This is a genomic window from Klebsiella sp. K4, assembly GCF_014596785.2.
Taxonomy (GTDB): Bacteria; Pseudomonadota; Gammaproteobacteria; order Enterobacterales; family Enterobacteriaceae; genus Klebsiella; species Klebsiella pneumoniae.
On sequence record NZ_CP115021.1, the window covers coordinates 3,819,756 to 3,846,199 of the forward strand.

Consider the following 26,444-nt stretch of genomic DNA (forward strand, 5'->3'; position numbering starts at 1 on the left):
CTCCGGCTCAGGGCTCGTAGCGGCGGCGCATCAGCTCGCACTCGAACAGGAACTCCAGCCCCTCCAGTTGACGGCGGGCCTCCTGAATATCTTTCCCCCAGCAGGTCAGGCCGTGGCCGCGCAGCAGAAAGCCGTAGCGCAGCGGGCGCGTTTGCGCATAATCGGCAATCCGCGCCGCCAGGGCGTCAATATCCTGGTCATTATCGAAGATGGCGATCGGAACGGTATCGAGATGGCTATGCTGCCCGCTAAGGGTTTTCTGCATTTCATACCCCTGCAGCGCCAGCGTGTCGCTTTTTTCGATGCGCGACAGCACAGTGGCGTTGACGGTATGCACATGCAGCACCACGTTGGCTTCCGGGAACAGGCGATACACCAGGGTGTGTAGACCGGTCTCGGCCGACGGCTTCCGTCCGGAAGGCGCCTGGTTGGTGGCGATCTCAACCTGCAGAAAATCCTCGGTTGTCAGGCTGCCTTTGTCGCGGCCCGACTCGCTTAGCCAGCACCAGGTATCATCCTGACGCACCGACATATTGCCGCCGGTCGCCGGCGCCCAGCCTTTCGCGCCGATCCAATGACAGGTGGTGACCAGTTGCGCGAGTCTTTCTTGCCACATAGCAGTTCCTTAGGTTAGCGATGATTTATTTAGCCGTCTAAATGGCTATTTATCCGATACTAACACCGCTAACCGGAGGGGACAATATTTCAGGAAACACACACAAGACAAATGGTTATATCATAAAAGCATATTAAATAACCTTTATTCACAGTGATTTAACCAACCGTTTTCGGTACACCACTATTCTCCACTACTCTCTGGCCAAAAACAGGCGGATCGTCCTGGCTAAAATTCTCCTCCGGCGCCAGGGATGCGCTCACCGCCCTCCTCTGCCCTGGACTGGTGCAAAACCTGGCAGGATGCACAGTAGAATGGCATTACCCCTCCGGGATCCTTCAATAACTGTGCATGTTGCACACCGCGCGCTATTCCCCGTGCCCGGTTTTTCCTGGCACATCTCTTGCTACTTCCGGCTATCACCGCCCATCTACCAGCCAGAGGTTCCAGGATGTCAAACAGCAATGATTTTCCCCTCGTCGAAGCGCCCGCCGCCGGACGCAAAGGCGTATTTTCCATCGCCATGGTGTTGTTCAGCTTTACCTTTTTCACCGGCACGATGTTCGCCGGCGGTAAACTCGGCGTCTCCTTTTCCATCGTCAATCTGCTGTGGATAGCCGTCATCGGCAACGCCTTGCTGGCTCTCTATGCCGCGTCGCTGGGCTGGATCGCCGCGCGCAGCGGCCTGAATACGGTGCTGATGGGCCGCTTCTGCTTCGGGGAGATTGGCAGCAAGCTGGCCGATTTTATTCTTGGTTTTGCCGAGCTGGGCTGGTACGCCTGGGGCACCGCCACGGTCGCTATCTCGCTGGTGAAGATCCTCGCCCTGCCCGAGGCGCTGACCCAGCCGTTGATGGTGCTGTTTGGCATTTTGTTCTGCCTCACCGCGCTGGTGGGCTACAAGGGACTGGACGCGCTGTCGCGCCTGTCGGTGCCATTGATGTTTGTGCTGCTGATGGTCTCCATGTATCTGGCGCTGCACCACGCCGGCGGCTGGCAGGCGATGACCCGTATTGCGCCGAGCGACACCATGAGCTGGTCGGCGGCCATCACCATGGTCTTCGGCACTTTCGCCAGCGGCGCCACCCAGGCGACAAACTGGACCCGGCTGGCCAACTCCAGCCGGACCGCCATTCTCGCCAGCATGGGCAGCTTCCTCATCGGCAACGGGCTGATGATCGTCGCCGGCGCCTGGTGCGCTATCGTCTATCAACAGGCCGATATCGTTGAAGTGCTGATCCTGCAGGGGCTGTCGGTGGCCGCGGTGATCATGCTCTGTCTCAACCTGCTGACCATCCAGGGCCCCACCATCTATAACGTCTCCGCCGCCGCCTGCCATCTGCTGCGCAGCGAACGTCGCCGGACGCTGACCCTCGCCGCCGCCGGGGTGGGCATTGTGCTGGCCATTGGCGGGATGTACGAAATGCTGATCCCCTTCCTCGTGCTGCTGGGCAGTATTATTCCGCCCATCGGCGGGGTGATCCTCGCCGACTACTGGTTCGCCCGCAGCGGGCGCTATCCCCTGCTGCAGAACGCCCGCCTGCCGCGTTTTAACTGGCTGGGACTCGGCGCCTACGCCGCCGGCGCGGTGGTGGCCTATCTGTCACCGTGGATCGCGCCGCTGGTGGGGATCACCGTCTCCGCGCTGGTCTATATCGTCCTGACCCTGCTAAGCAAACGCCAGCCTGCCGCCGTCGCGGAGCAGGAGCCATGAGCCTGACGGTCAGCGAACTGCTGGCCCTTGAGGGACTCTCCGCCCTGCGTCTGCGGGCGGGAAAGCAAGGGCTGCAGCGGGCCGTACGCTGGTACTATGTGGCGGAAAATGAACATATCGCCGAGTGGATCATGGGCGGCGAGCTGGTGTTTATCACCGGCATCAACCATCCCCGGGATGAAGCCAACCTGATCCAGTTGCTGATGGAGGGCAAACAGCGCGGCATCGCCGGGATGGTGATCCTCACCGGCGAGGCCTATATCCACGCCATTCCCGCCACGCTGATCGCCCTTGCCGACGAGCTGGGCATGCCGCTGATCGAGCAGCCCTACCTGCTGAAGATGGTGATTGTCACCGAGCGCATCGGCACCGCGCTGGTCCGCAGCGAAAACGTCCTGCAGTCGCAGCGCGACATTCTGATGCAGCTGGTCACCGGCGACTATCCGGACCTGCAGATGCTCCACCAGCGCGCCCTCCATCAGCAGCTCGATTTTACCCGTCCGCTGCGGCTGGCGGCGCTGCGTCTGGAGGGGCTGTCCCGCCTGTTTCGCCAGTTCCCGCCCGAGCAGGCCGAAGCCTGGCTACTGCAGGCCCACCGCAGCGTACGTCAGCAGCTGCAGCAGCAGCTCAACCAGCAGGGCAATTCCTTTCCGCTGCTGGAGCGCAGCAACATGTTCCTTTTCCTGCTGCCGGATGAGGAGGGGGAAGGCTTTCAGCAGAAAAAATGGCTACAGCAGTGGCTGCAGGCGCTGGCGGACGGAGAGGAGAGTTTGTCGCTGCTCTGCGGCCTCTCCGCGCCGGTCAGGCAGCTGCAGGGTTACCCGCGGGCGCTGTCGCAGGCGCGCCAGGCGCTGGATCTGTGCGATACCCTGCGGCCAACCCAGCGCATCAGCGACTATCAGCAGCTGGGGTTTATCAAACTGCTGTCCGCGGTCAGCGACCCGGCGCTGCTCAACGATTTTATGCACGACACCCTCGGCTGCCTGATCGAGCCGGGCCGTAAAGCGCCGTGGCTGCTGCTGGAGACCCTCGAGACGCTGCTGCAGGAGAACGGCAACGTGGTGCGGGCCGCCGACCGGCTGGGTCTCCATCGCAACACGTTGCATCAGCGCATCCAGCGCATTGAAAAACTGACCGGCTACCCGGTCAGCCATCCTCAGTTTCATCTCAACGCCTCGGTCGCGCTGGTGATCTGGCGTTTATCGCAAAACCATTTACAGGACCCACCATGAAAATTATTAACGCTCGCCTGCGCCGCCAGGAGGCGCTGTTTACTCTTGACCTGCAGGACGGGATGATTCACCGCATCACCGCCCAGGCCGCGATGCAGACTGCCGACGCAGGGGATATCGACGCCCAGGGCCGGCTGGCGATCCCGCCCTTCGTCGAGCCGCATATCCATCTTGACGCCACCCTCACCGCGGGCGAGCCGGAGTGGAACCGCAGCGGCACCCTGTTTGAAGGCATCACCCGCTGGAGCCAGCGCAAAGCGAGCATTACCCCGGAGGACACCCGCCAGCGGGCGCTGAAAACCATCGGCATGCTGCGCGACTTCGGCGTCCAGCACGTCCGGACCCATGTGGATGTCACCGATCCGTCGCTGTCGGCCCTGAAGGCGCTGCTGGCGGTGAAACAAGAGGCCGCCGATCTCATCGATCTGCAGATTGTCGCCTTTCCGCAGGAGGGAATCGAATCGTATCCCAACGGCCGGGAGCTGATGACGCGCGCCATCGAGATGGGCGCCGACGTGGTGGGCGGCATTCCGCACTATGAGAACACCCGCGACAAAGGGGTCAGCTCGGTGATGTTTTTGATGGACCTCGCCCAGCGTTACGGCCGCCTGGTGGATGTCCACTGCGATGAAATCGACGATCCGCAATCGCGTTTCCTTGAAGTACTGGCGGAGGAGGCGCGGGTGCGCGGCATGGGGGCCCAGGTCACCGCCAGCCACACCTGCGCGATGGGCTCTTATGATAACGCCTACTGCTCAAAGCTGTTTCGCCTGCTGAAAGCCTCGGGCATCAACTTCATCTCCTGCCCGACCGAAAGCATTCATCTGCAGGGCCGGTTTGACAGCTGGCCGAAACGGCGCGGCGTCACCCGGGTGGCGGAGCTGGATCGCGCCGGCATCAACGTCTGCTTTGCCCAGGACTCGATTCAGGATCCGTGGTACCCGCTGGGGAACGGCAATATCCTGCGCATTCTGGATGCCGGACTGCACATCTGCCATATGCTCGGCTATGACGATCTGCAGCGCTGTCTCGACTTTGTCACCGACAACAGCGCCCGGGCGCTGTGTCTGGGCGATAACTACGGCCTCGCCGAAGGCCGCCCGGCGAACCTGCTGATCCTCGATGCGGAAAACGACTACGAGGCCGTCCGTCGTCAGGCACGGGTGCTGACCTCCATTCGCCACGGCAGGGTGATTTTGCAGCGTGAGGTGGAGCACATCCGCTACCCGGTATAGGGCGCAAGGCGCTGCGCGACGACGCCTTTCTGTGATACCTTTTCAGGCAGTGTGCGTGACCGACGCCCGCCCGGGCGTCGGCCTCCTGGAAAACAGACGGCGCGAAACGACGATGAGCGATAAAAAATGGATTAAGGCCGAGGACGTGGCCAGACTGGCCGGGGTCTCGCGCTCGGCGGTCTCCCGCACCTTCACCCCCGGCGCCTCGGTGTCGGAGAAGACCCGGCAGAAGGTGCTGAGCGCCGCGGAAGCCCTGGGCTATCAGGTGAATATCATCGCCCGGACGATGATCACCGGCAGCAGTAATTTTATCGGCATCGTCACCGCCGGTTTCGACAACCCGTTTCGCAGCAAACTGCTGGCGCCGCTGGTCCATCAGCTGGCGCTCAATGGCTTTATGCCGCTGCTGATGAACGCTGACGATCCGCAGCAGCTCGCCCCCTCGCTTAAACAACTGCTGAGCTATCACGTCGCCGGGGTGATCATCACCTCCGGCGCGCCGCCGCTGTCGCTGGCGGAGGAGTATCTGGCGCGCAAGATCCCTGTCACCCTGATCAACCGCCATGCGGACCTCGCCGGCTGCGATCGGGTGTGCAGCGATAACGCCCAGGGAGCGAAGCTGGTGGCGGATCTGTTCAGTCGCCGAGGCTGGCGGCAGGTTGGCTTTATTGGCGAAAATCGCGAGAACTTCAGCACCCGCCAGCGCTATGAGGCTTTTATCGCCCGGACGTCGGATATGGCGGTGAGCAGCCGCTTCTGCGACGGCGGCGGCTATCAGGCCGGCTACCAGGCTGCCAGAGAATTGGTTGCTGAAAACCCCGGGATGCAGGCGCTGTTTTGCGCCACCGATATGCTGGCGCTGGGCGCCCAGGACGGCCTGCGGGACGCCGCCGCCCCGCTGCCGGCCATCGTCGGCTTTGACGATATCCCGCAGGCGGACTGGCAGCCCTATCAGCTCACCACCGTTCAGCAGAATACCGCCCTGCTGGCCCACCACGCGGTGGATTTGTTAATGACGCGGATCGCCCGCTTCAGCCTGCCCTCGCGCCATCGCGAAGTGCCGGTGAAACTAATTATTCGTCATAGCACGAAATGAAAAAATCATTTTATGCTGGAGCGATCACAGAATCTTCTGCGAAACCCGGCCACACTCATTCGGCCCTTCGGGGCTGTTTTTTTCACGCAAAATGCACACGTGTGCAAAATAGGGAGTCACTATGCAATCTCAGGAATCAGAAGCGCTACAGGCCCGCTACCGTCTGGCCTGCGAGCTGGCGAAAGCGGGGGCTGAGCTGGCGTTTGAATACTATCAACAGCGCGAGGCGTTGACCGTCGACCATAAGGGCGACGACCTGCAGGATGTGGTCAGCGTGGCCGATAAGCGGGTGGAGGCCTTTGTCAAACAGCGCATTCAGAGCGCGTTTCCGGAGGATGGTTTTCTCGGCGAAGAGAGCGGCGCCCGCCTGCCCGACGCGCGAGTGCTGTGGGTGGTCGACCCCATCGATGGCACCAGCTGTTTCCTCAACGGCCTGCACACCTGGTGCCTGTCGCTGGCGATCGTCGCCGACGGCGAACCGGTCATCGGCGTGGTCTACGACCCCAACCATCGCGAGCTGTTTCACGCCCTGCGGGGCCATGGCGCCTGGCTCAACGACGCTCCGATCCGTCCGCACCCCGCGACGATGGTCAAAGAGGGCGTGATGGGCGTCGGCACCTCGCATCGCGTCACCCCGGCGGACTTTCTGCCGTTTCTGCAGGCGCTGCTCAGCGACGGCGGCATGTTTATCCGCAACGGCTCCGGGGCGTTGATGAGCGCCTGGGCGGCGGCGGGCCGGTTGATTGGCTACTACGAGCCGCACATGAACCCGTGGGACGCCCTGCCGGGGCTGGTGCTGATGCGCGAAGCGGGCGGCGCCAGCAACGATTTTCTGGCGCAGGAGGGGATCCAGCGCGGCAATCCGCTGCTGCTGGCCAGCCCAACGCTCTACCCGCAGCTGAAAAAGATGATCCCACAACCATTACATTAACCCTTACGGGTCAGGCTATTTCTGATTATGTACTCTACACAGTAACGATAACTTCATTCACGGACGAACCACATCAATCAGTCAGGCCTCCGACCTGCGGAGAACCACCTATGTCTGGAATTATCGCTTTTTTCCGGGCGTCGCCGCCGAAAGCGGGCGCCGCGTTTGATGAACACCGTTTTCGCCGGGTGCGCTGGCAAACCTTTATCGCCATGACCCTGGCCTACGTCACCTTTTACGTCTGCCGGTTATCCTTCACCGTCGCCAAAAGCGCGCTGGTGGAGCTGGGGATCACCCCGACGGAGCTCGGCATGATCGGCTCTACCCTGTTCTTCAGCTACGCCATCGGCAAACTGGTCAATGGTTTTATCGCCGATCACGCCAACGTGGTGCGCTATATGAGCCTCGGTTTATTGCTCAGCGCCGGGATGAACCTGATGATGGGGATGACCACCAACGCCCTGCTGCTGGCCATCTTCTGGGGGATCAACGGCTGGGCGCAGTCGATGGGCGTCGGCCCCTGCGCGGTCTCGCTGGCGCGCTGGTACGGCGTTAAGGAGCGCGGCACCTTCTATGGCATCTGGTCGACGGCGCATAATATCGGCGAGGCGGTGACCTATATGGTGATCGCCGCGGTGATCGCCGGGTTTGGCTGGCAGATGGGCTACCTGTCCACCGCCGCGCTCGGCGCCGCCGGCGTGGTGCTGCTGGTGCTGTTCATGCACGATTCGCCGCAGAGCAGCGGCTTCCCGTCCATCAACGTCATCCGCGATGAACCGCAGGAGGAGGTCGAAGCCCGCGGCTCGGTGTTTAAAAACCAGCTGCTGGCGCTGCGCAACCCGGCGCTGTGGACCCTCGCCCTCGCCTCCGCCTTTATGTACATCGACCGCTACGCCGTCAACTCATGGGGGATCTTCTTTCTCGAGCAGGATAAAGCTTATTCCACGCTGGAGGCGTCCGGGATTATCGGCGTCAACGCTATCGCCGGCATCGCCGGGACCATCATCGCCGGCATGCTCTCCGACCGCTTTTTCCCGCGCAACCGCAGCGTGATGGCCGGATTCATCAGCCTGCTGAACACCGCCGGCTTCGCCCTGATGCTCTGGTCGCCGCACAATTACTACACTGATATTCTGGCGATGATTATCTTCGGGGCCACCATTGGCGCTCTGACCTGCTTCCTCGGCGGGCTGATCGCCGTCGATATCTCTTCGCGCAAGGCCGCCGGAGCCGCGCTCGGCACCATCGGCATCGCCAGCTACGCCGGCGCCGGCCTGGGCGAGTTTCTCACCGGGATCATTATTGATAAAACGGCTATCCTTGAAAACGGCAAAACGCTGTATGATTTCAGCACGTTGGCGATGTTCTGGGTGGGTACCGGTCTGGGTTCCGCGCTACTCTGTTTTACCACTGCCGCCATCGTCGCCCGGCGCCATGCCGTCGAACGGCAGACCTCGTTCTCCTCATAACCGATTAACGAATAAGGAAGAAGATATGATGCCTGCAAGACATCAGGGGCTGTTACGCCTGTTTATCGCCTGCGCGCTGCCGCTGCTGGCGCTGCAATCTGCCGCCGCCGCGGACTGGCAGCTGGAGAAAGTGGTCGAGCTCAGCCGCCACGGTATTCGTCCGCCGACGGCCGGCAACCGGGAAGCCATCGAGGCCGCCACCGGACGACCGTGGACCGAGTGGACCACCCATGACGGGGAGCTCACCGGCCATGGCTATGCCGCCGTGGTCAACAAAGGGCGTGCGGAAGGCCAGCATTACCGCCAGCTCGGCCTGCTGCAGGCCGGATGCCCGACGGCGGAGTCGATATACGTGCGCGCCAGCCCGCTGCAGCGGACGCGAGCGACCGCCCAGGCGCTGGTGGATGGCGCCTTCCCCGGCTGCGGCGTCGCTATCCATTATGTCAGCGGGGATGCCGATCCCCTGTTTCAGACCGACAAGTTCGCCGCCACGCAAACCGACCCCGCCCGCCAGCTGGCGGCGGTGAAAGAGAAGGCCGGGGATCTGGCGCAGCGTCGGCAGGCGCTGGCGCCGACCATCCAGCTATTGAAACAGGCGGTTTGTCAGGCCGATAAGCCCTGCCCGATCTTCGATACCCCGTGGCAGGTCGAGCAGAGCAAAAGTGGGAAGACCACCATTAGCGGACTGAGCGTGATGGCCAATATGGTGGAGACGCTGCGTCTCGGCTGGAGTGAAAACCTGCCTCTCAGCCAGCTGGCGTGGGGCAAGATCACCCAGGCCAGGCAGATCACCGCCCTGCTGCCGCTGTTAACGGAAAACTACGATCTGAGTAACGATGTGTTGTATACCGCGCAAAAACGCGGGTCGGTGCTGCTCAACGCTATGCTCGATGGCGTCAAACCGGAGGCGAATCCGAACGTACGCTGGCTGCTGCTGGTGGCCCATGACACCAATATCGCCATGGTGCGCACGCTGATGAACTTTAGCTGGCAGCTGCCGGGCTACAGCCGGGGAAATATCCCGCCGGGCAGTAGCCTGGTGCTGGAGCGCTGGCGCAACGCGAAGAGCGGAGAACGCTATCTGCGGGTCTATTTCCAGGCCCAGGGCCTCGACGACCTGCGTCGTCTGCAGACGCCGGACGCGCAGCACCCGATGCTGCGTCAGGAGTGGCATCAGCCGGGCTGCCGTCAGACCGACGTCGGTACGCTGTGTCCCTTCAAGGCGGCTATTACCGCGCTGGGTCAGCGTATCGACCGATCATCCGCCCCGGCGGTAGCCATGGTCCTGCCGTAGCGGCGCGGTGTTTGTCCGGGCCCGGGAAAACCTTTTTTTCCAGGCCCGGCACGACGTCCGTTATCCGTTGTCCGGCGCAAACGCTCCGGCGGCGACCTGCGCCGGGGTGACCACCCCGCTGTCCAGCACCCAGCCGCTTATCAGCCCAGCAGGCGTGACGTCGAACGCCGGATTGTAAACGGCGGCCCCCGTCGGCGCCCACTGTACCGCGCCGAAGCTGCCCGCCACTCCGGTCACTTCCGCCGCCGCGCGCTGCTCAATGGGGATCGCCGCCCCGTTCGGGCAATGGCGGTCGAAGGTGGTCTGCGGGGCAGCGACGTAAAACGGGATCTGGTGATAATGGGCCAAAACCGCCAGAGAATAGGTGCCGATTTTATTCGCCACGTCGCCGTTGGCGGCGATACGGTCGGCGCCGACCCACACCGCATCCACCTGCCCCTGCGCCATCAGGCTGGCGGCCATTGAATCGGCGATCAGCTGATAGGGCACGCCCAGCTCGCCCAGCTCCCAGGCGGTTAAACGACCGCCCTGCAGCAGCGGCCGGGTTTCATCAACCCATACGTTGGTCACTTTTCCCTGCCGGTGCGCCAGCGCGATAACGCCCAGGGCGGTCCCTACCCCGGCGGTCGCCAGGCCACCGGTGTTGCAGTGGGTCAGCAGTCGACTGCCGGGCTTCACCAGCGCACTGCCCGCCTCAGCGATGCGGTCGCACAGCTGTTTATCTTCTTCGACCAGACGCAAGGCTTCCGCTTCCAGCGCCTGCGGGTAATCCTCCCGGGCCAGCGCCTGCTTCATGCGATCCAGATTATTCATCAGGTTGACCGCCGTCGGCCGCGCCGCGCGCAGCGTCTCCAGCGCCTGCTGGAGTGCATCCCGGTTCAGGCCGCGCTGGGCCAGCAGAGCCAGCAGCAGGCTGGCTGACAGGCCAATCAGCGGCGCGCCGCGCACCCGCAGGGTATGAATATGGTCCACCAGCAGCGCAACGTTATCCGCCGCCAGCCAGCGTGTTTCCTGCGGCAAGGCCTGCTGGTCGAGAATAAAAAGCTGATTTTCACTCACCCGCAGGCTGGTGGTCTGTAATGTCTGCATGTCGTTAAATCCCTGTTGCGTTGTTGTATCACATTGTGTCAGGATGGAATCCAGAAGTATAGACGTCTGAACGGCTTAATCAGAATTCGAGGATCGAGGCAATGTCGCAATACCATACCTTCACCGCCCACGATGCCGTGGCTTACGCGCAACAGTTCGCCGGCATCGACAACCCATCTGAGCTGGTCAGCGCGCAGGAAGTGGGCGATGGCAACCTCAATCTGGTGTTTAAAGTGTTCGATCGCCAGGGCGTCAGCCGGGCGATCGTCAAACAGGCTCTGCCCTACGTGCGCTGCGTCGGCGAATCCTGGCCGCTGACCCTCGACCGCGCCCGTCTGGAGGCGCAAACTCTTATCGCCCACTATCAGCACAGCCCGCAGCACACGGTAAAAATCCATCACTTTGATCCCGAGCTGGCGGTGATGGTGATGGAAGATCTTTCCGACCACCGCATCTGGCGCGGAGAGCTTATCGCTAACGTCTACTATCCCCAGGCGGCCCGCCAGCTTGGCGACTATCTGGCGCAGGTGCTGTTTCACACCAGCGATTTCTACCTCCATCCCCACGAGAAAAAGGCGCAGGTGGCGCAGTTTATTAACCCGGCGATGTGCGAGATCACCGAGGATCTGTTCTTTAACGACCCGTATCAGATCCACGAGCGCAATAACTACCCGGCGGAGCTGGAGGCCGATGTCGCCGCCCTGCGCGACGACGCTCAGCTTAAGCTGGCGGTGGCGGCGCTGAAGCACCGTTTCTTTGCCCATGCGGAAGCGCTGCTGCACGGCGATATCCACAGCGGGTCGATCTTCGTTGCCGAAGGCAGCCTGAAGGCCATCGACGCCGAGTTCGGCTACTTCGGCCCCATTGGCTTCGATATCGGCACCGCCATCGGCAACCTGCTGCTGAACTACTGCGGCCTGCCGGGCCAGCTCGGCATTCGCGATGCCGCCGCCGCGCGCGAGCAGCGGCTGAACGACATCCACCAGCTGTGGACCACCTTTGCCGAGCGCTTCCAGGCGCTGGCGGCGGAGAAAACCCGCGACGCGGCGCTGGCTTACCCCGGCTATGCCTCCGCCTTTCTGAAAAAGGTGTGGGCGGACGCGGTCGGCTTCTGCGGCAGCGAACTGATCCGCCGCAGCGTCGGACTGTCGCACGTCGCGGATATCGACACTATCCAGGACGACGCCATGCGTCATGAGTGCCTGCGCCACGCCATTACCCTGGGCAGAGCGCTGATCGTGCTGGCCGAGCGTATCGACAGCGTCGACGAGCTGCTGGCGCGGGTACGCCAGTACAGCTGAGTGCGCCTGTTTCCCTCACCCCAACCCTCTCCCACAGGGAGAGGGAGCCCCCCCTAAAAAAGTGCCATTTTCTGGGATTGCCCGGCGGCGCTGCGCTTGCGCGGGCCTACAAATAGCCGCATAACGGTTTGATCTTGCAGTCTTTCGTAGGCCGGGTAAGGCGAAAGCCGCCACCCGGCAGACATGCGATTACAATTTTGCGTTTACCTTACCCTCACCCCAGATACTCAATCACCGATAGCCCGCCGTTGTAATCGGTGCTGTAGATAATGCCTTGCGCATCGACAAACACGTCACAGGACTGGATTACCTGCGGGCGGCCGGGACGGGTATCCATCATTCTCTCAGGCGCAGCCGGCACCAGCGCCCCGGTCTCCAGCGGACGGTACGGGTTGGAAATGTCGTAAGCCCGCACGCCGGCATTCTGATACGTGGCAAAAATCAGCGTTGAGCTGACAAAGCTCCCCGGCCGGTTCTCATGCAGGTTGTGCGGGCCGAAATGCGCCCCTTTCGCCACATAATCCGCTTCGTCCGGCGGCGGGAAGGTGGCGATGCTCACCGGGTTGGTTGGCTCGCGGATATCAAACAGCCAGATCAGCTTCTCACCGTCCTCCTGATTGTCGAGCACCGCTTCGTCGAGCACCACCAGCAGGTCACGATCCGGCAGCGGCAGCGCGGTATGCGTTCCGCCGCCGAACGGCGGGCTCCAGTTGCGATGGCTAATCAGCCTCGGCTGGGTACGGTCTTTGACATCCAGCAGCGTCAGGCCGCCGTCGCGCCAGCTGCCGTAGGCGGTATCCCCGGCAATAATGGCGTGATGCAGCGCATAGCGTTTGCCCTGCGGCCAGTCCGGTGTTTCACCGCCCGCCTGGTGCATCCCCGGCAACCACCAGCGCCCGGCTACTTCGGGCTTACGCGGATCGGCCAGATCGATGGTCAGGAAGATGTAGTCGGTAAAACCGTCGATCAGCGCGGACACATACGCCCAGCGCCCGCCGACGTACCAGATGCGGTGAATACCGATGCCGTTAAGCGACAGGAAACTGATTTCCCGCGGCTGCGCGGGAGTGGAAATATCAAAGATGCGCAGCCCGGCGCTCCAGCCCTTGTCCTGCACATCGCTGACCGTGTCGCCCACCGAGCGGGTGTAGTAGACCTTCTCATCAGCAAAACGGGCGTCGGCAAACAGATCCCGGGCGTTGATCACCAGCAGCAGATCGTCATGCGCCTGGAGATGCACGTTCCAGGTGCCCGGCGGCGCGGCAATATAGTTGACGGTGGTGGGCCGGGTCGGATCGCGAACATCGACCACGGAAAAGCCCTGCGACACCATATGGCCGATATAGGCGAATCCGCGATGCACCATCAGCTGCACGCCGTCCGGACGACCGCCCTGATCGCTATGGCCAATCAGCCGCATATTGCGGCTGTATTCGGGGGAAGGTAATGCTGACATAGGGGATCCCTCTCGCCCGGTGGCATGGTTTTCCCCCTCTCCCTGCGGAGAGGGCCGGGGCGAGGGCACCAGGCCGCCGCCCACCGCCACCCGGCTTGATTTTATTTGTTCTTCGCTTCCAGCGTCGCGAACCACGGCGCGATAAAGTCTTCGGTCTGGCCCCAGCCAGGGATAATTTTCCCCAGCGACGCCACGTTTACCGCTCCCGGCTGGGCCGCCAGCAGCGCCTGGGGAATCGCTGCCGCCTTGAAGTCGTAGGTGGCTGGCGTCGGCTCGCCGGCGATCTTGTTGGCGATCAGCCGCACGTTGGTCGCGCCGATAAGCTTCGGATCCACCGCCACGCTCACCTTCCACGGGCTGCCGGCTTCGCGCATCAGCTGCAAATCCTGGTTGGAAATATCAATGCTGTAGAGTTTGATCTCGGTGCGGCCGTTCTCTTTCAGCGCTTTATAGGCTCCCTGGCTAAAGGCATCCCAGGTGCCCCAGATCGCGTCAATTTTTCCTTTCGGATACTTGGCGAGGATCGCCCCCACCTTGTTGGCAGTGTCGCCCTGCACATCGGATGACACGGCGCCGATCGACTCCAGCTCTTTAATCCCCGGATTTTGCTTCAGCAGCGTCTGGTAAGCCGCCTGACGGCGCTCCATCGGCGGGAAGCCCGCCACCCACAGCTTGACGATGTTGGCCTTGCCGTTGAAATCTTTCACCAGCTGGCCAAAAGAGAGCTCGGTCAGTGAGGCATCATCCTGCTGACTGACCGTCACCCCGGGGATCTCACCGCTTACCGCGGTATCGAACACCGCCACTTTGATCCCGGCGTCCACCGCCTTCTTCACCAGGGCGGTGGAATACGGGTCACGCCCCTGAGAGAGAATAATGCCATCGTATTTCTGGCTGATGGCCTGGTTGACGAAGTCCTGGAATTTGGCGTCATCGCCGTTGCTCAGGAAGGTGCTGATTTTGAAACCGAGCTTTTTGCCTTCCTGCAGCGCCCCGGCGACAAACTGGGTGGTGTTATCGTCAGACCCGAGGTTGCGGATCACGGCAATGCGGATCGGGCCGTTGTGTTCGGCAATCGCCGCCGGCACCGGCGTCGGGGCGGTGGCCAGCGCCGCCGTCGACTGCAACAGACCCAGCGTCATCAGAGAGAGTGCGATCTTTTTCATGCGGTTTACCCTGTAAAATGTTAAGTACGGCGCTGAAAATAGGTCAGTGCCAGCGCGCCAGCCAGCACCAACCCTTTAATAATGTCCATCGCGTAATACGGCACCGAGAGCATCACCAGCCCGTTGGAGAGCACGCCGAGGATCACCGCCCCCACCAGCGTCCCCAGGGCGTTCGGTTTACCGGAGCCCGCCAGCGAAAAGCCGATCCAGGCCGCCGCCACCGCGTCCATCAGATAGCCGCCGCCGGCGTTGACCTGCGAGGATCCGATACGCGAGGCCAGCAGAATGCCGCCGAGCCCGGCCAGCAGCGAGGCAATCACGTATGCTGCGACTTTGTAACGCGTGATCCGCAGGCCGGAGAGCCGCGCCGCCTCCGGGTTGCCGCCGATGGCGTACATCCGCCGTCCGTGGGTAGTGAACGACAGCGCCAGCTGGGCGATCAGCGTCACCACCAGCATGATAATGACGATGGTCGGCACCTGCCCCAGCGCGCCAAAGGCCGCCGGGATAGTACCCTCCGCCATCTCGCCGCTCGGCAGAACCATGTTTTCGGTAATCGACCCACCGTAGCTGTAGGTCATTGCCACGCCCTGAATCACAAACAGGCTGGCCAGGGTGGCGAGCATGTCAGGAATGCGCAGCACCACGATCAGAAAGGCGTTAAACAGCCCCACCAGGGTGCAGAGCGCGAGGGTTATCAGAATCGCTTCGGTGGTCCCCAGGCCATGCCAGACAAACAGGGAAATCACCAGCGCGTTAGCCAGCGATGCCGTCGATCCGACGGACAGATCGAAGCCGCCGATGGTGAGGGAAATCGACACCCCAATGGCAATCACCGTCACGATGGCAATCGAGCGCAGAATGTTGATGATGTTGAACGGGTCAAGGAAGTTGTCCGAGGCGAGGCCAAAGACCGCCACCAGCAGCACCACGGTCAGCAACATGCCCCACTTATAGAGAAAATCAAAAAATCGCTGACGGCCCGATACCGTCGCGTTTACTGCCAGGGCCTTGCTCACGCTGCCGCTCCTCCGGTTGAATAATAAAGCAGTGTCTCTTCCCGGGCTTCCGCGCCGGGGATCTCCGCTACGATCCGTCCGTCCCACAGTACGCAGATGCGGTCGCATAAACCGACCAGCTCGGCGAATTCACCCGAGGCATAAATCACCCCTTTGCCTTCCCGCGCCAGACCATCGATCAGCATGAACAGATCGGTTTTCGCTTTCACATCGACCCCTTTGGTCGGTTCGTCAAAAATCAAAACGTTGGCATCACCGCGCAGCCATTTGCCAATGGCCACCTTCTGCTGGTTGCCGCCAGAAAGACGGCGCAGCGTCTGACCGGGACCGGTAGCGCGCACGCCGAGGCGGGCAATCACCTCCTCCGCCCAGCGCCAGGCCTGCCGATGGCCAAACAGGCTCCAGCGCGAAAAGCTGTTATCGGCGCTGACCGCCAGGTTCATCGCGATCGGCTCTTCAATGAAAATGCCCTCTTTGCGTCGCTCCTCCGGGACCAGCGCCAGGCCGCGCCCCACCGAGTCGGCCGGATCGCGCGGTCGCCACGGCTGGCCGTTCAGCTCGCCACGCTGCACCCGGCTTTTGCTGGCGCCGAACAGCGCTTTGCACAGCTCGGTTTTGCCCGCGCCGGCCAGCCCGGCGATACCCAGAATTTCCCCCTTCCGCAGGCGCAGCGAAATATCCTGCAGCAACGCCTCATCATGCAGACCGTCAACCTGCAACAGCACCTCTTCGCCGTGCGGCGGGCGCGGCGGCGGGAAGATATCGCTCAGCTCGTGGCCCAGCATCTTTTCGACGATCTGTTCGCCGCTCAGCGGCGCCATCGGGCCGCTCTCAATCAGCCGCCCGTCGCGCAGCACCGTCAGGGTGTCGCAGATCGCCTTCAGCTCATGGATACGATGCGAAATAAACACCACCCCGATCCCCTGATGCTGCAGACGGCGTACTACCGCAAACAGACGCTCACTTTCATGCTGATCCAACGGCGCGGTGGGTTCATCGAGGATCAAAAAGCGGCAATGGTGCGACAGGGCGCGGGCCAACAGGATTTGCTGTTTTTCGGCGAGCGTGCAGCTGTCAATGGAGCGCCGGACGTCCAGCGCCACATCCAGCTGCGCCAGCGCCTCGCGCGCCAGCTGCCGAACCCGCGACCAGCGGAAGGTCATGCCCGGCTCCGCCAGCCTGTCCAGCATAATGTTTTCGGCAATGCTCAGGCCCGGCACCAGCGCCACGTCCACCTCCTGCTGCACCAGGTGGATCCCCAGCTGTTTAGCATCCCGCGGCGAACGAATGATGACCGGCAGGTTGTTGATCGTCACTTCGCCCTCATAGTGGGCGTGGGTGCCGCACAGCACGGCCATCAGCGTCGACTTACCCGCGCCGTTGGCCCCGGTCAGGGCATGCACCGACCCGCCATGGAGGGTAAAGTCCACCTTGTTCAGCGCCTGAAAGCCGGAGAAGGCCAGGCTAATGTTATGCATCTCAAGGCGATTCGCGCTCATCACTGCTCCCGTGCGGCAATTAATCTTCTGATTTAACGAATTTTTCATAGCCGCCGCTGGCTGACAACTGCGTAAAAAGCATAAGATACAACGAAATAATATTAGCCATCTGGATGTCCAGACATAACATCAGGTTAGCCCAACACCCATAAGGACAGCTTCCATGAGCAACAGCGATATCCGCGTCGTGCCCGGCCCGGCCAACTATTTCTCCCATCCTGGCAGCCTTGAGCGGCTGAGCGATTTTTTTAACGCCGACCAGCTCTCGCGAGCGGTGTGGGTCTATGGCGAGCGCGCTCTGGCCGGCGCCGAACCTTTTCTGCCGGCGGCCTTCCACCTGCCGGAGGCGAAAAAGATCCGCTTTACCGGCCACTGCAGCGAACGCGACGTGGCGGGGCTGGTGCAGGCCTCCGGTGACGATCGGGCGGTAGTGATTGGCGTCGGCGGCGGCGCGCTGCTCGACAGCGCGAAAGTGCTCGCCCGCCGCCTGGGGGTACCGCTGGTGGCCATCCCGACTATCGCCGCCACCTGCGCGGCGTGGACGCCGCTGTCGGTGTGGTATAGCGACGCCGGACAGGCCCTGAATTTTGAGATCTTCGATGACGCCAACTTCCTGGTGCTGGTCGAACCGCGCATCATTCTCAACGCCCCGGCGGAGTACCTGCTGGCGGGCATTGGCGACACCTTAGCCAAATGGTATGAGGCCGTGGTGCTGGCGCCGCAGCCGAAGGCGCTGCCGCTCACCGTGCGGCTGGGGATTAACGGCGCGCTGGCGATCCGCGACGTGCTGCTGGCCAGCAGCGAAACGGCGCTGGCGGACCAGCGCCGCGGCGATCTGACCCAGGCGTTTCGCGATGTGGTGGAGGCGATTATCGCCGGCGGCGGGATGGTTGGCGGGCTGGGGGAACGTTACACCCGGGTCGCCGCCGCCCATGCGGTGCACAACGGACTGACGGTGCTGCCGCAGACGGATAAATTCCTCCACGGTACCAAAGTGGCCTACGGCATTCTGGTACAGAGCGCCCTGCTTGGTCAGGACGATGTGCTGGCGCAGTTAGTGCAGGCGTATCAGCGCTTTAACCTGCCGACCACCCTGGCGGCGCTGGAAGTCGATATCAATAACCGCGCAGAGCTGGACCGGGTCATTGCCCATACCCTGCGCCCGGGCGAGTCGATTCACTATTTACCGGTGACGTTAACCCCTGAGGTTCTGCGCGCGGCGTTTGAGAAGGTGGAATACTTCAGCCGTTAATCACCCCGACCGTCTATACCTAATGATGATGCTCACCACTCTCGCAACGAGGTCATCATGCAGATCGATTTAACAGGTAAGAAGGCGCTGGTTACCGGCGCCAGCCGTGGGTTGGGTCGCGCAATCGCGCTGTCGCTGGCGCGCGCCGGCGCCGATGTGGTTATTACGTATGAAAAATCGGTCGATAAAGCCCAGGCGGTCGCCGATGAAATAAAGGCCCTGGGTCGGTACGGCGAAGCGCTACAGGCCGACAGCGCCAGCGCGCAGGCGATTCAGGATGCCGTCACCCATGCGGCCCGGTCCCTCGGCGGGCTGGACATTCTGGTCAACAACGCCGGAATAGCCCGCGGCGGTCCACTGGAATCCATGACGCTGGCGGACATTGACGCGCTTATCAACGTCAATATCCGTGGAGTGGTCATCGCCACCCAGGAAGCGCTGGTGCATATGGCCGATGGCGGACGAATCATCAACATCGGCAGCTGTCTGGCTAACCGCGTGGCCATGCCGGGCATCTCGGTTTACGCCATGACCAAGTCCGCCCTCAACGCCCTGACCCGTGGCCTGGCGCGTGATTTAGGCCCTCGCGGGATCACCGTTAACCTTGTCCATCCAGGGCCGACCAACAGCGATATGAACCCGGAAGACGGAGAACAGGCGGAAGCCCAGCGCCAGATGATTGCGGTCGGCCACTACGGCCAGCCGGAAGACATCGCCGCGGCGGTCACCTTCCTCGCCAGCCCGGCCGCCGGGCAGATCTCCGGTACGGGGCTGGACGTGGATGGCGGATTGAACGCCTGATCGCACATTTTCTGCAAGCCTCTGTCGCCCGGCAGAGGCCTTTCCGCGCCGCCTCGACGGGTTGCGTTTTGCCTCTTACCTGCGTTTTTTCTCCGCTCTACAGTACCCCATAAGAAATTCGGAATTTATCTAATAGTCTTATTATTTCCTTATATTTTGTGTGGGCGTACAGTGGAGGTACGGATGAAAATTGTCTGGTCAAAAACGGCAGATAAGCAATTTTCTAAAATCGATACTCGGTATAAGAGCCGCATTAAATCCAGGCTGGAGAAGATGGATGATAAAGCTTCACCTATCTCGGATATCAAAAAATTGTCCTCTCCCGAAAACCACTACCGGCTGCGATTAGGTGATTACAGAGTCATCTACACCTTTGGGGATCCGCCGGGCGATACCTGCTACGTCGTGGCGGTTAAACGCCGAACCACCACCACCTACCTTCATGAGGAAGATACCGAATATGACTATTCAGTACATCAAGGATGAAGAAGGAAAAGACCAGTATGTCGTCATTCCTTACAGCGATTACTTTCGTATGCGCCTGGCTCTGCTGGAGTACGACGACGAGGATGAAAGCGACTGGGAAGATATTCCTTATGAATCAGATATCTATGATAACGTCATGCTGCCGGGCGAAGTATGCGACGTGATGCATAAAGAAAACGTCAGCCTGCAGGCCGCGTGGCGCATCCTGCGCGGGATGTCCCAGCAGGAGGTAGCCGAAAAGCTTGGCATCAGCCAGTCCGCGGTGTCACAACTGGAAGCGCTGGACTCCCGTCCGCAAAAGCGCACCCGCGAGAAGCTGGCGGCGATTTACGGCTGTACTCAGGAGCAGATCAGCCTCTATCTGCCGAAAGAGGGTTAACAGCACTTCGCCCCGCCCTTGCCGCCGTAGCGCGCGTCCTGGCGTTCGCGAAAGAACTCTTCATAAGTCATCGGCGTCTGATCCGGGTGGGTTATTCGCATGTGCTCGACGTAGTTATCGTAATCCGGCACGCCGATCATCATTTTGGCGGCCTGGCCTAAATATTTTCCTGCTTTGGAGAGGGTGTCAAACATAAGTCATTTCTCTTTTGTATCCCTCACCCCGAGCCTCTCCCAAAGGGAGAGGGAGGATCGGAAATGTAGGCCGGGTAAGGCGAAGCCGCCACCCGGCACACCGGTTAATGCGCCCCTTTCGCCTGGGTCTCAATCGCGTCCAGGTTTTCAGGCATTGGCTCATACGGCGTCTCTTTCGCCGTCGGTTTATCCTCTTTCAGCGCCGCCAGCGCGGTTTTAATCGAGAACAGCGCCAGCACCACCACCACAATCATAAAGAAGATAGTCAGTCCGGCATCGAGACGGTTGTTAAACACCAGCTGCGCCAGCTGTGATTCGGTATATTGCGGCGGAATGTTGCCGCTGTCGATCATCACCTGGAATTTATTAGCGATCGCCAGGAAACCGACTTTGGTATCCGGGCTAAACGACTTCTGCCAGCCGGCGGTCAACGTACAGATCAGCAGCCAGCTGGTCGGCAGCAGCGCCACCCACGCATAGCGCTGGCGTTTCATCTTGAACAGGACCACCGCGCAGAGCATCAGCGCCATCCCCGCCAGCATCTGGTTGGCAATACCGAACAGCGGCCATAGGGTGTTAATCCCGCCCAGCGGATCGACCACCCCCTGATGCAGGAAGTAGCCCCAAGCCAGCACGCACAGCGCGGTCGCCAGCAGGTTGGCCGGTAGCGAGCTGGTTTTTTTCAGCCCCGGGCTAATCACGCCCAGCAGATCCTGCAGCATAAAGCGCGCCGCGCGGGTGCCGGCGTCAACCGCCGTCAGGATAAACAGCGCCTCAAACAGAATGGCGAAGTGGTACCAGAAAGAGACATCCATCAGCCCGCCCAGCGAGCCGTGCAGGATGTAGGCCATCCCCACCGCCAGCGTTGGCGCGCCGCCGGCGCGGGAGATAATCGACTGTTCGCCGACCTCGCTGGCGATTTGATGCAGCGTATCAGGCGTAATGCTAAAGCCCCAGCCGCTCACCACCTGCGCTGCCGAGGCGACGACATCGGTGGTACCCGCCGGCGCCAGCACCGCCATCGGGCTGTTCATCGCGAAGTAGACGCCCGGATCGATAATACAGGCCGCCACCAGCGCCATAATAGCGACGAAGGATTCCATCAACATGCCGCCGTAGCCGATAAAGCAGGCCTGGCTTTCGTTGGCCAACATTTTCGGCGTGGTGCCGGAGGAGATCAGCGCATGGAAGCCGGAGACCGCGCCGCAGGCGATGGTGATAAACAGGAACGGGAACAGGTTGCCGGTCCATACCGGGCCGGTACCATCGACGAACTTGGTCAGCGCCGGCATCGTCAGGGTCGGGCGCATAATCAGGATGCCAATCGCCAGCCCCACGATGGTGCCGATTTTCAGGAAGGTGGAGAGATAATCGCGCGGGGCCAGCAGCAGCCAGACCGGCAGTACCGCAGCCACAAATCCGTAGCCCACCAGGATCCAGGTCAGCTGTACGCCGGTGTAATCAAACCACGGCGCCCAGGTCGGGCTTTCCGCCACCCAGCCGCCGGAGATGATGGCGAACACCAGCATCACCAGGCCTATCACCGACACCTCGCCGATGCGTCCCGGACGCAGATAGCGGATGTAGATGCCCATAAAGATCGCCAGCGGAATGGTAAAGGCGACGGTGTATGTCCCCCACGGACTGTGGGTCAGCGCTTTCACCACAATCATCGCCAGGACCGCGAGGATGATCACCATGATCATAAAGCAGGCCACCAGCGCCAGGACGCCAGCGGTCGGTCCCATCTCCTCTTTAACCAGTTCGCCAAGCGAACGGCCATCGCGGCGGGTCGAAACAAACAGCACCATAAAGTCCTGTACCGCCCCAGCCAGCACCACGCCGGCGAGGATCCAGATCATCCCCGGCAGGTAGCCCATCTGCGCGGCGAGCACCGGGCCCACCAGCGGCCCCGCGCCGGCAATGGCGGCAAAATGGTGACCGAACAGCACTTTTTTGTCGGTTGGAACGTAGTCGAGGCCATCGTTATGCCGCACCGCGGGCGTCATCCGCGTCGGGTCAACGCCGAGCACGGTTTTAGCGATATACAGGCCGTAGAAACGATACGCGATCAAATAAACGCAGACCGCGGCGACGACAATCCACAGCGCGTTTATCTGCTCACCCCGGTTTAAAGCGATATAGCCGAGGGCGAAGGCTCCGATGACGGAGAGCAGCGCCCAGATAAGGTATTTCCCTGAATTATTCATTGTTGTGGTCCACCGGTAGGGTAATCAGGATGTTACATTTTGTTTCTAGATCACAACGCAGAATTTAACAACACCGAAACATCGCAGATGCCGTACACCCACAGAGATTTGTCTCACATTGCTAGCGAGATCACTTAAGGCAGGAAAATGAATGAAAGGGTTACCGTGAACGGTGCCGTTTTTTTTGTCGGGTGGCGGCTAACGCCTTACCCGACCTACAGATCCGTAGTCCTGCTAAGCGCAATGCGAGCAGGGAAACTCCCGGATGGCGGCGCGCTGCGCCTTATCCGGGCTACCCCATTGCGCCGATACGTAGCCCGGCTAAGCGTAGCGCAAGCCGGGGAAACAGCGGCTTCTTAGCCCAGCACCGCGGTGCCCAGACGACAGGTGCAACAGCGCCGCCCCTTCTCGTCATACACCACAATCTCCCAGCTCTGGCTCTGGCGGCCAAGATGCAGCGGACGGCACTCGCCGCGCACTTTCCCGCTGGAGACGGCCCGGTGATGGCTGGCGTTAAGCTCAGTCCCGACGACGCACTGCCCTTCTTCGGTCATCAGCCAACCGGCCATCGAGCCCAGCGTCTCCGCCAGCGCCGCGGAAGCGCCGCCGTGCAGCAGGCCAAACGGCTGATGCGTGCGCGCATCCACCGGCATCTCCGCCTCCAGCAGCCCCTCTTCCAGTCGGGTGTAGATGATGCCAAGATGCGCCACCATGGTATTTTCGCTGCTGGCGTTCAGCGCCGCCAGCGTAAGCTCTCGCTTCCAGGCCATTTACGCCCCCAGCGTCGAGCCGCCATCAACCACGATATCCTGCAGGGTGATATGGCTGGCGTGAGAAGAGGCGAGGAACAGAATGGTATTGGCGATCTCCTGCGGGCGGGCGATTTTACCCAGCGGGATGCCGAGCTTAAACTGCTCGCCGAAGCCGCGGATCCGCTGCTGCTCTGCATCGTCGCTGACCCACAGGGTGCGCTGCATATCGGTATCGGTGGAGCCCGGCGACACCAGATTACAGCGCACCCCGCTGCCCGCCAGCTCAAGGCCTACGGTCAGCGCCAGGCTTTTCAGCGCCGCCTTCGAGGCGCCATAGGCGCTCATGCCGATGCGCGGCGTGTGCGCAGCATCGGAGGCGACGGTGACGATCGCCCCGCCCCGCTGGCGACGGAACTGGGCCATCGTCTGCTGAAACAGGTTGAACGCCCCGCCGACGTTGACCGCGAAGGTCTGCTGCCAGTCTTCCGCGCTCAGCTGGTCGGTAGCGCCCATGCGCAGGATCCCGGCGGCGTTCACCAGCACATCTAAACGCTCGGTGTTCGCCAACAGCCGGCTGCATGCCTCGCGTACCTGGTCGGCATCGGCGACGTCCAGCGTTTCGGTGGCAAACGGGTAGCTTTCGCCGTCAAAGGCGAGGTCGAAACCGGTGACGTTGGCCCCGGCCTCGACGAAAGCCAGCGCGGTGGCATAGCCAATCCCTTTACCTGCGCCGGTCACCCACACGGTCTGACCGCGAAAATCCAGCGCCGCCATTAGTGCACCTCGCGGGAGAGCAGCGCCCACCAGGCGTCGATGGTCGGGTTTTTCGCCAGCATCACGAAGTCGATATCGCCGTGCACTTTGCGCCAGCGGGCGGCCAGGGCCATCATCCGCACCGAATCCAGACCGTAGTCGATTAGGTTTTCATCATCCAGCGGTTCATCGGATTCGTCGAGCAGCGGCAGAATTAGCGCGCGCAGCGCCGCTTTGGAGGCTGGGAGCGGTAGCAGCTCTTCGGTCATCACCACGCGGCCGGAGCGGCCGGCGACGTATTTCAGCGCCATCAGGTGCTCTTCACGGCTGAAATCTGCCAGCGCGTCGGCGACAAAGAACGGTTTGATATCGCGCATGAAAGCATCGGTGGCGGTGGTCATGCAGCCGATATGGGCGTAAACGCCGGTGATGATCAGCTGGTCGCGACCGGTCTCTTTCAGCATCTCCTCCAGCGGCGAGCGATGAAACGCGCTGTAGCGCCATTTCACCAGCACGGTATCGTCTTCATCCGGCGCCAGCGCGGCAATCACCTGCTGCTGCTCCGGCGAGCGGGTCAGACCCGGCCCCCACATATCATTCAGCAGGGCACGGTCTTCATCGCTCTGCTCTTTCGGCTGGGCAGTGTAGTACACCGGAATGCCGTTCTGTTTGCAGAAGTCGCGCAGGGCGGCGATATTAGCCACCACTTTCTCCATCATCGCGCTGTTTTCGCCCCAGAAGTTGAGGAAATATTCCTGCATATCGTGGATCAGCAGCGCGGCGCGCGACGGCTCAAAGGCCCAGTTGACCTTGTTCGCCGGGATATCGCTGGCTTCCGGCAGCGCATATGCCTGTAATTTAGGGATTGCCATTCTCTGTTCTCCTTCAGCCCAGCTTGCCTTCGGCCAGCCACTGACGTAATTGTTTTTTATCGACTTTGCCCACCGGCGTCAGCGGCAGCGCGGCAACGCACTCCACGCGGTCCGGCAGTTTAAATTCCGCCACCCCCTGCTCGCGCAGGAAGCGGCGCACGGCGACGGCGCGCAGCGGCGAGGTCACCACCAGATAAGCGCAGCTTTTCTCGCCCAGCAGATTGTCTTCGATGCTGACCAGCGCGGCGTGGATCACCGCCTCATGGCGCAGCAGCAGGTTTTCGATCTCTTCAGCGGCGATCTTCTCGCCGCCGCGGTTGATCTGATCTTTTTCCCGGCCCTGGACGGTGATATACCCATCTTCGTCGATCGAAATCAGATCGCCGGAGCAATAAAACCCCTCGGCGTCAAAGGCTTCCGCGTTATGCTGCGGGCTGTTGTAGTAGCCGCGGAAAGTGTACGGCCCGCGGGTCATCAGGCGGCCCACTTCGCCGCGCGGCAGCGGGTTGCCGTCGGCATCCGCTACCCACACTTCATCGTCCGGGCACATCGGACAGCCCTGGGTATTGATGATCCGCTCCGGGCTATCGTTAAGGCGGGTGTAATTCACCAGCCCCTCCGCCATGCCGAACACCTGCTGCAGCTGGCAGCCGATTTCCGCCGGAATGCGCGCGGCGAGGGTCGCTGACAGGCGCGCGCCGCCGACCTGCAACAGCTGCAGCGATTGCAACTGGGCGTTGCTGCCCCATTCGTGAATCGCCTGCAGCCACAGGCTGACCGCCGGCGGCACCAGCGACGCGACGTTAATCTGATGTTTTTCGATCAGCGGGAAACAGAGCGTGGCGCTCGGGTCAGCGGCGAGGATCACCCGCCCGCCGGCGAGGAAGACGCCGAGCGAACCCGGGGAACTCATCGCATAGTTATGCGCCGCCGGCAGCGCGTTGAGGTAGCGCGTTTCAGCGTTAATCCCGCAGATCTCGTTGCTGCGGCGGATGCTGTAGTCGTAATCGTTATGGGTGCGAGGGATAAGCTTCGGCGTCCCGGTGCTGCCGCCGGAGAGCTGGAAAAAGGCCACTTCGTCGGCAGGGGTTGGATTGGCGACAAAGTTATCCGCCGGGCGGTTAATCTCCGTCGCCAGATCGCGCTCGCCGCCGTCGTTACGCAACAGTGCGACGCGCAGGGAAGGATGTTCCGCGATAAACGCGTGGAGAAAGCTATCGTCAGCAAACAGCGCGTGCTCGCGATCGGCAATCAGCAGCGCCGGTTTAATCTGCGCAGCGTAGGCGTTAAGTTCGCTGCGCTGGTGGCTGAACAAAGCGTTCACTGGCGCGACGCCGATGCGCAGCAGCGCAAAGAAGGTCATGTAAAACTCGGCGACATTGCCCAACTGCACCAGCGCGGTTTCCCCGCGCTTCAGTCCCTGGCGCTGCAGCGAGCAGGCGAGGTTGTCCACCAGCTGATTAAACTGGCGGTAGCTAATCTGCCGCTCGCCATCGATAATCGCCACGGCGTCGTTTTCCGCGTGACGGGTGATCAGATTGGTTAACGGCAGATCCTGCCAGTAGCCTTTTTGACGATAGCGGGCCGCAAACTCTTCCGGCCAACGGGTAAATGCAATCATCCTTGCC

At 61.7% G+C, this 26,444-nt stretch carries 24 protein-coding genes; 12 read left to right on the forward strand and 12 right to left on the reverse strand.

What is annotated here, in order from left to right; all coding sequences use genetic code 11:
• Positions 1-7: 7 nt before the first annotated feature.
• Positions 8-616, reverse strand: coding sequence for a methylthioribulose 1-phosphate dehydratase (locus tag IB144_RS19045; protein ID WP_002894164.1), 609 nt, complete (start codon positions 614-616; stop codon positions 8-10).
• 451 nt (positions 617-1,067) lie between these two features.
• Here IB144_RS19045 and codB point away from each other — a divergent pair, with 451 nt between their 5' ends.
• The 7 genes from codB to IB144_RS19080 all read left to right on the forward strand — a co-directional run bounded on the left by codB (position 1,068) and on the right by IB144_RS19080 (position 9,587).
• A complete protein-coding gene (gene codB, locus IB144_RS19050; RefSeq protein WP_048334097.1) occupies positions 1,068-2,330 on the forward strand; it encodes a cytosine permease in 1,263 nt (420 codons plus the stop codon).
• Entirely contained in the window at positions 2,327-3,562 is a 1,236-nt protein-coding gene (locus tag IB144_RS19055; RefSeq protein WP_002894159.1) for a PucR family transcriptional regulator ligand-binding domain-containing protein, read from the forward strand. Before codB ends, IB144_RS19055 begins: the two co-directional genes overlap by 4 nt.
• The gene (codA, locus tag IB144_RS19060) at positions 3,559-4,797 is read left to right on the forward strand and encodes a cytosine deaminase (protein ID WP_048334095.1); all 1,239 of its coding nucleotides are present in this window, start codon (positions 3,559-3,561) and stop codon (positions 4,795-4,797) included. Before IB144_RS19055 ends, codA begins: the two co-directional genes overlap by 4 nt.
• Before the next feature lie 145 nt (positions 4,798-4,942).
• Complete coding sequence (locus IB144_RS19065; RefSeq protein ID WP_074182235.1) at positions 4,943-5,893, forward strand: LacI family DNA-binding transcriptional regulator; 951 nt, start codon at positions 4,943-4,945, stop codon at positions 5,891-5,893.
• A gap of 121 nt (positions 5,894-6,014) precedes the next feature.
• The gene (locus IB144_RS19070; RefSeq protein ID WP_025368351.1) at positions 6,015-6,824 is read left to right on the forward strand and encodes an inositol monophosphatase; all 810 of its coding nucleotides are present in this window, start codon (positions 6,015-6,017) and stop codon (positions 6,822-6,824) included.
• 110 nt (positions 6,825-6,934) lie between these two features.
• Positions 6,935-8,293: an MFS transporter gene (locus IB144_RS19075; RefSeq protein WP_025368352.1), complete on the forward strand. Its 1,359-nt coding sequence runs from the start codon at positions 6,935-6,937 to the stop codon at positions 8,291-8,293.
• Between the two features lie 25 nt (positions 8,294-8,318).
• The gene (locus IB144_RS19080; protein WP_048289093.1) at positions 8,319-9,587 is read left to right on the forward strand and encodes a histidine phosphatase family protein; all 1,269 of its coding nucleotides are present in this window, start codon (positions 8,319-8,321) and stop codon (positions 9,585-9,587) included.
• 60 nt (positions 9,588-9,647) lie between these two features.
• Here IB144_RS19080 and mtnA read toward each other — a convergent pair whose 3' ends face one another.
• Complete coding sequence (gene mtnA / locus IB144_RS19085) at positions 9,648-10,676, reverse strand: S-methyl-5-thioribose-1-phosphate isomerase (RefSeq protein WP_048289092.1); 1,029 nt, start codon at positions 10,674-10,676, stop codon at positions 9,648-9,650.
• Between the two features lie 101 nt (positions 10,677-10,777).
• Between mtnA and mtnK the strand changes: the two genes are divergently transcribed.
• On the forward strand, positions 10,778-11,977 hold the full coding sequence (gene mtnK, locus IB144_RS19090) for an S-methyl-5-thioribose kinase (RefSeq protein WP_009308160.1): 1,200 nt from the start codon (positions 10,778-10,780) through the stop codon (positions 11,975-11,977).
• A gap of 214 nt (positions 11,978-12,191) precedes the next feature.
• Here the strand turns inward: mtnK and IB144_RS19095 are convergent, their stop codons facing one another.
• From IB144_RS19095 to IB144_RS19110, 4 genes are all read right to left on the reverse strand, one after another.
• The gene (locus IB144_RS19095) at positions 12,192-13,433 is read right to left on the reverse strand and encodes an LVIVD repeat-containing protein (RefSeq protein WP_064153269.1); all 1,242 of its coding nucleotides are present in this window, start codon (positions 13,431-13,433) and stop codon (positions 12,192-12,194) included.
• A 101-nt stretch (positions 13,434-13,534) separates the two neighbouring features.
• A complete protein-coding gene (locus IB144_RS19100) occupies positions 13,535-14,599 on the reverse strand; it encodes a sugar ABC transporter substrate-binding protein (protein ID WP_002894036.1) in 1,065 nt (354 codons plus the stop codon).
• 20 nt (positions 14,600-14,619) lie between these two features.
• Complete coding sequence (locus IB144_RS19105) at positions 14,620-15,618, reverse strand: ABC transporter permease (RefSeq protein WP_004176906.1); 999 nt, start codon at positions 15,616-15,618, stop codon at positions 14,620-14,622.
• Positions 15,615-17,117 (reverse strand): sugar ABC transporter ATP-binding protein, encoded by a 1,503-nt coding sequence (locus IB144_RS19110; RefSeq protein WP_020801584.1) that lies wholly within the window; start codon positions 17,115-17,117, stop codon positions 15,615-15,617. Before IB144_RS19110 ends, IB144_RS19105 begins: the two co-directional genes overlap by 4 nt.
• Before the next feature lie 163 nt (positions 17,118-17,280).
• Between IB144_RS19110 and IB144_RS19115 the strand changes: the two genes are divergently transcribed.
• The 4 genes from IB144_RS19115 to IB144_RS19130 all read left to right on the forward strand — a co-directional run bounded on the left by IB144_RS19115 (position 17,281) and on the right by IB144_RS19130 (position 20,035).
• Entirely contained in the window at positions 17,281-18,369 is a 1,089-nt protein-coding gene (locus IB144_RS19115) for an oxidoreductase (protein WP_004191385.1), read from the forward strand.
• 57 nt (positions 18,370-18,426) lie between these two features.
• Positions 18,427-19,170: a 3-oxoacyl-ACP reductase family protein gene (locus IB144_RS19120; RefSeq protein WP_048990398.1), complete on the forward strand. Its 744-nt coding sequence runs from the start codon at positions 18,427-18,429 to the stop codon at positions 19,168-19,170.
• Positions 19,171-19,353: 183 nt separating this feature from the next.
• On the forward strand, positions 19,354-19,656 hold the full coding sequence (locus tag IB144_RS19125) for a type II toxin-antitoxin system RelE/ParE family toxin (protein ID WP_002893907.1): 303 nt from the start codon (positions 19,354-19,356) through the stop codon (positions 19,654-19,656).
• The gene (locus tag IB144_RS19130; protein WP_012737625.1) at positions 19,631-20,035 is read left to right on the forward strand and encodes a helix-turn-helix transcriptional regulator; all 405 of its coding nucleotides are present in this window, start codon (positions 19,631-19,633) and stop codon (positions 20,033-20,035) included. The genes IB144_RS19125 and IB144_RS19130 overlap by 26 nt, the downstream gene beginning before the upstream one ends.
• Here IB144_RS19130 and IB144_RS19135 read toward each other — a convergent pair.
• The 6 genes from IB144_RS19135 to entE all read right to left on the reverse strand — a co-directional run bounded on the left by IB144_RS19135 (position 20,032) and on the right by entE (position 26,437).
• The gene (locus IB144_RS19135; protein ID WP_002893903.1) at positions 20,032-20,229 is read right to left on the reverse strand and encodes a YbdD/YjiX family protein; all 198 of its coding nucleotides are present in this window, start codon (positions 20,227-20,229) and stop codon (positions 20,032-20,034) included. The two genes, IB144_RS19130 and IB144_RS19135, sit on opposite strands and share 4 nt — an antisense overlap.
• Positions 20,230-20,333: 104 nt before the next feature.
• A complete protein-coding gene (gene cstA, locus IB144_RS19140) occupies positions 20,334-22,439 on the reverse strand; it encodes a pyruvate/proton symporter CstA (RefSeq protein WP_040236600.1) in 2,106 nt (701 codons plus the stop codon).
• 356 nt (positions 22,440-22,795) lie between these two features.
• Complete coding sequence (gene entH, locus IB144_RS19145) at positions 22,796-23,209, reverse strand: proofreading thioesterase EntH (RefSeq protein WP_002893892.1); 414 nt, start codon at positions 23,207-23,209, stop codon at positions 22,796-22,798.
• Positions 23,210-23,956: a 2,3-dihydro-2,3-dihydroxybenzoate dehydrogenase EntA gene (gene entA / locus IB144_RS19150; protein ID WP_024622880.1), complete on the reverse strand. Its 747-nt coding sequence runs from the start codon at positions 23,954-23,956 to the stop codon at positions 23,210-23,212.
• Positions 23,957-23,964: 8 nt separating this feature from the next.
• Positions 23,965-24,816: an enterobactin biosynthesis bifunctional isochorismatase/aryl carrier protein EntB gene (gene entB / locus IB144_RS19155; protein WP_021313366.1), complete on the reverse strand. Its 852-nt coding sequence runs from the start codon at positions 24,814-24,816 to the stop codon at positions 23,965-23,967.
• Positions 24,817-24,829: 13 nt separating this feature from the next.
• Complete coding sequence (gene entE, locus IB144_RS19160; RefSeq protein ID WP_040215863.1) at positions 24,830-26,437, reverse strand: (2,3-dihydroxybenzoyl)adenylate synthase EntE; 1,608 nt, start codon at positions 26,435-26,437, stop codon at positions 24,830-24,832.
• Between the last annotated feature and the right edge of the window lie 7 nt (positions 26,438-26,444).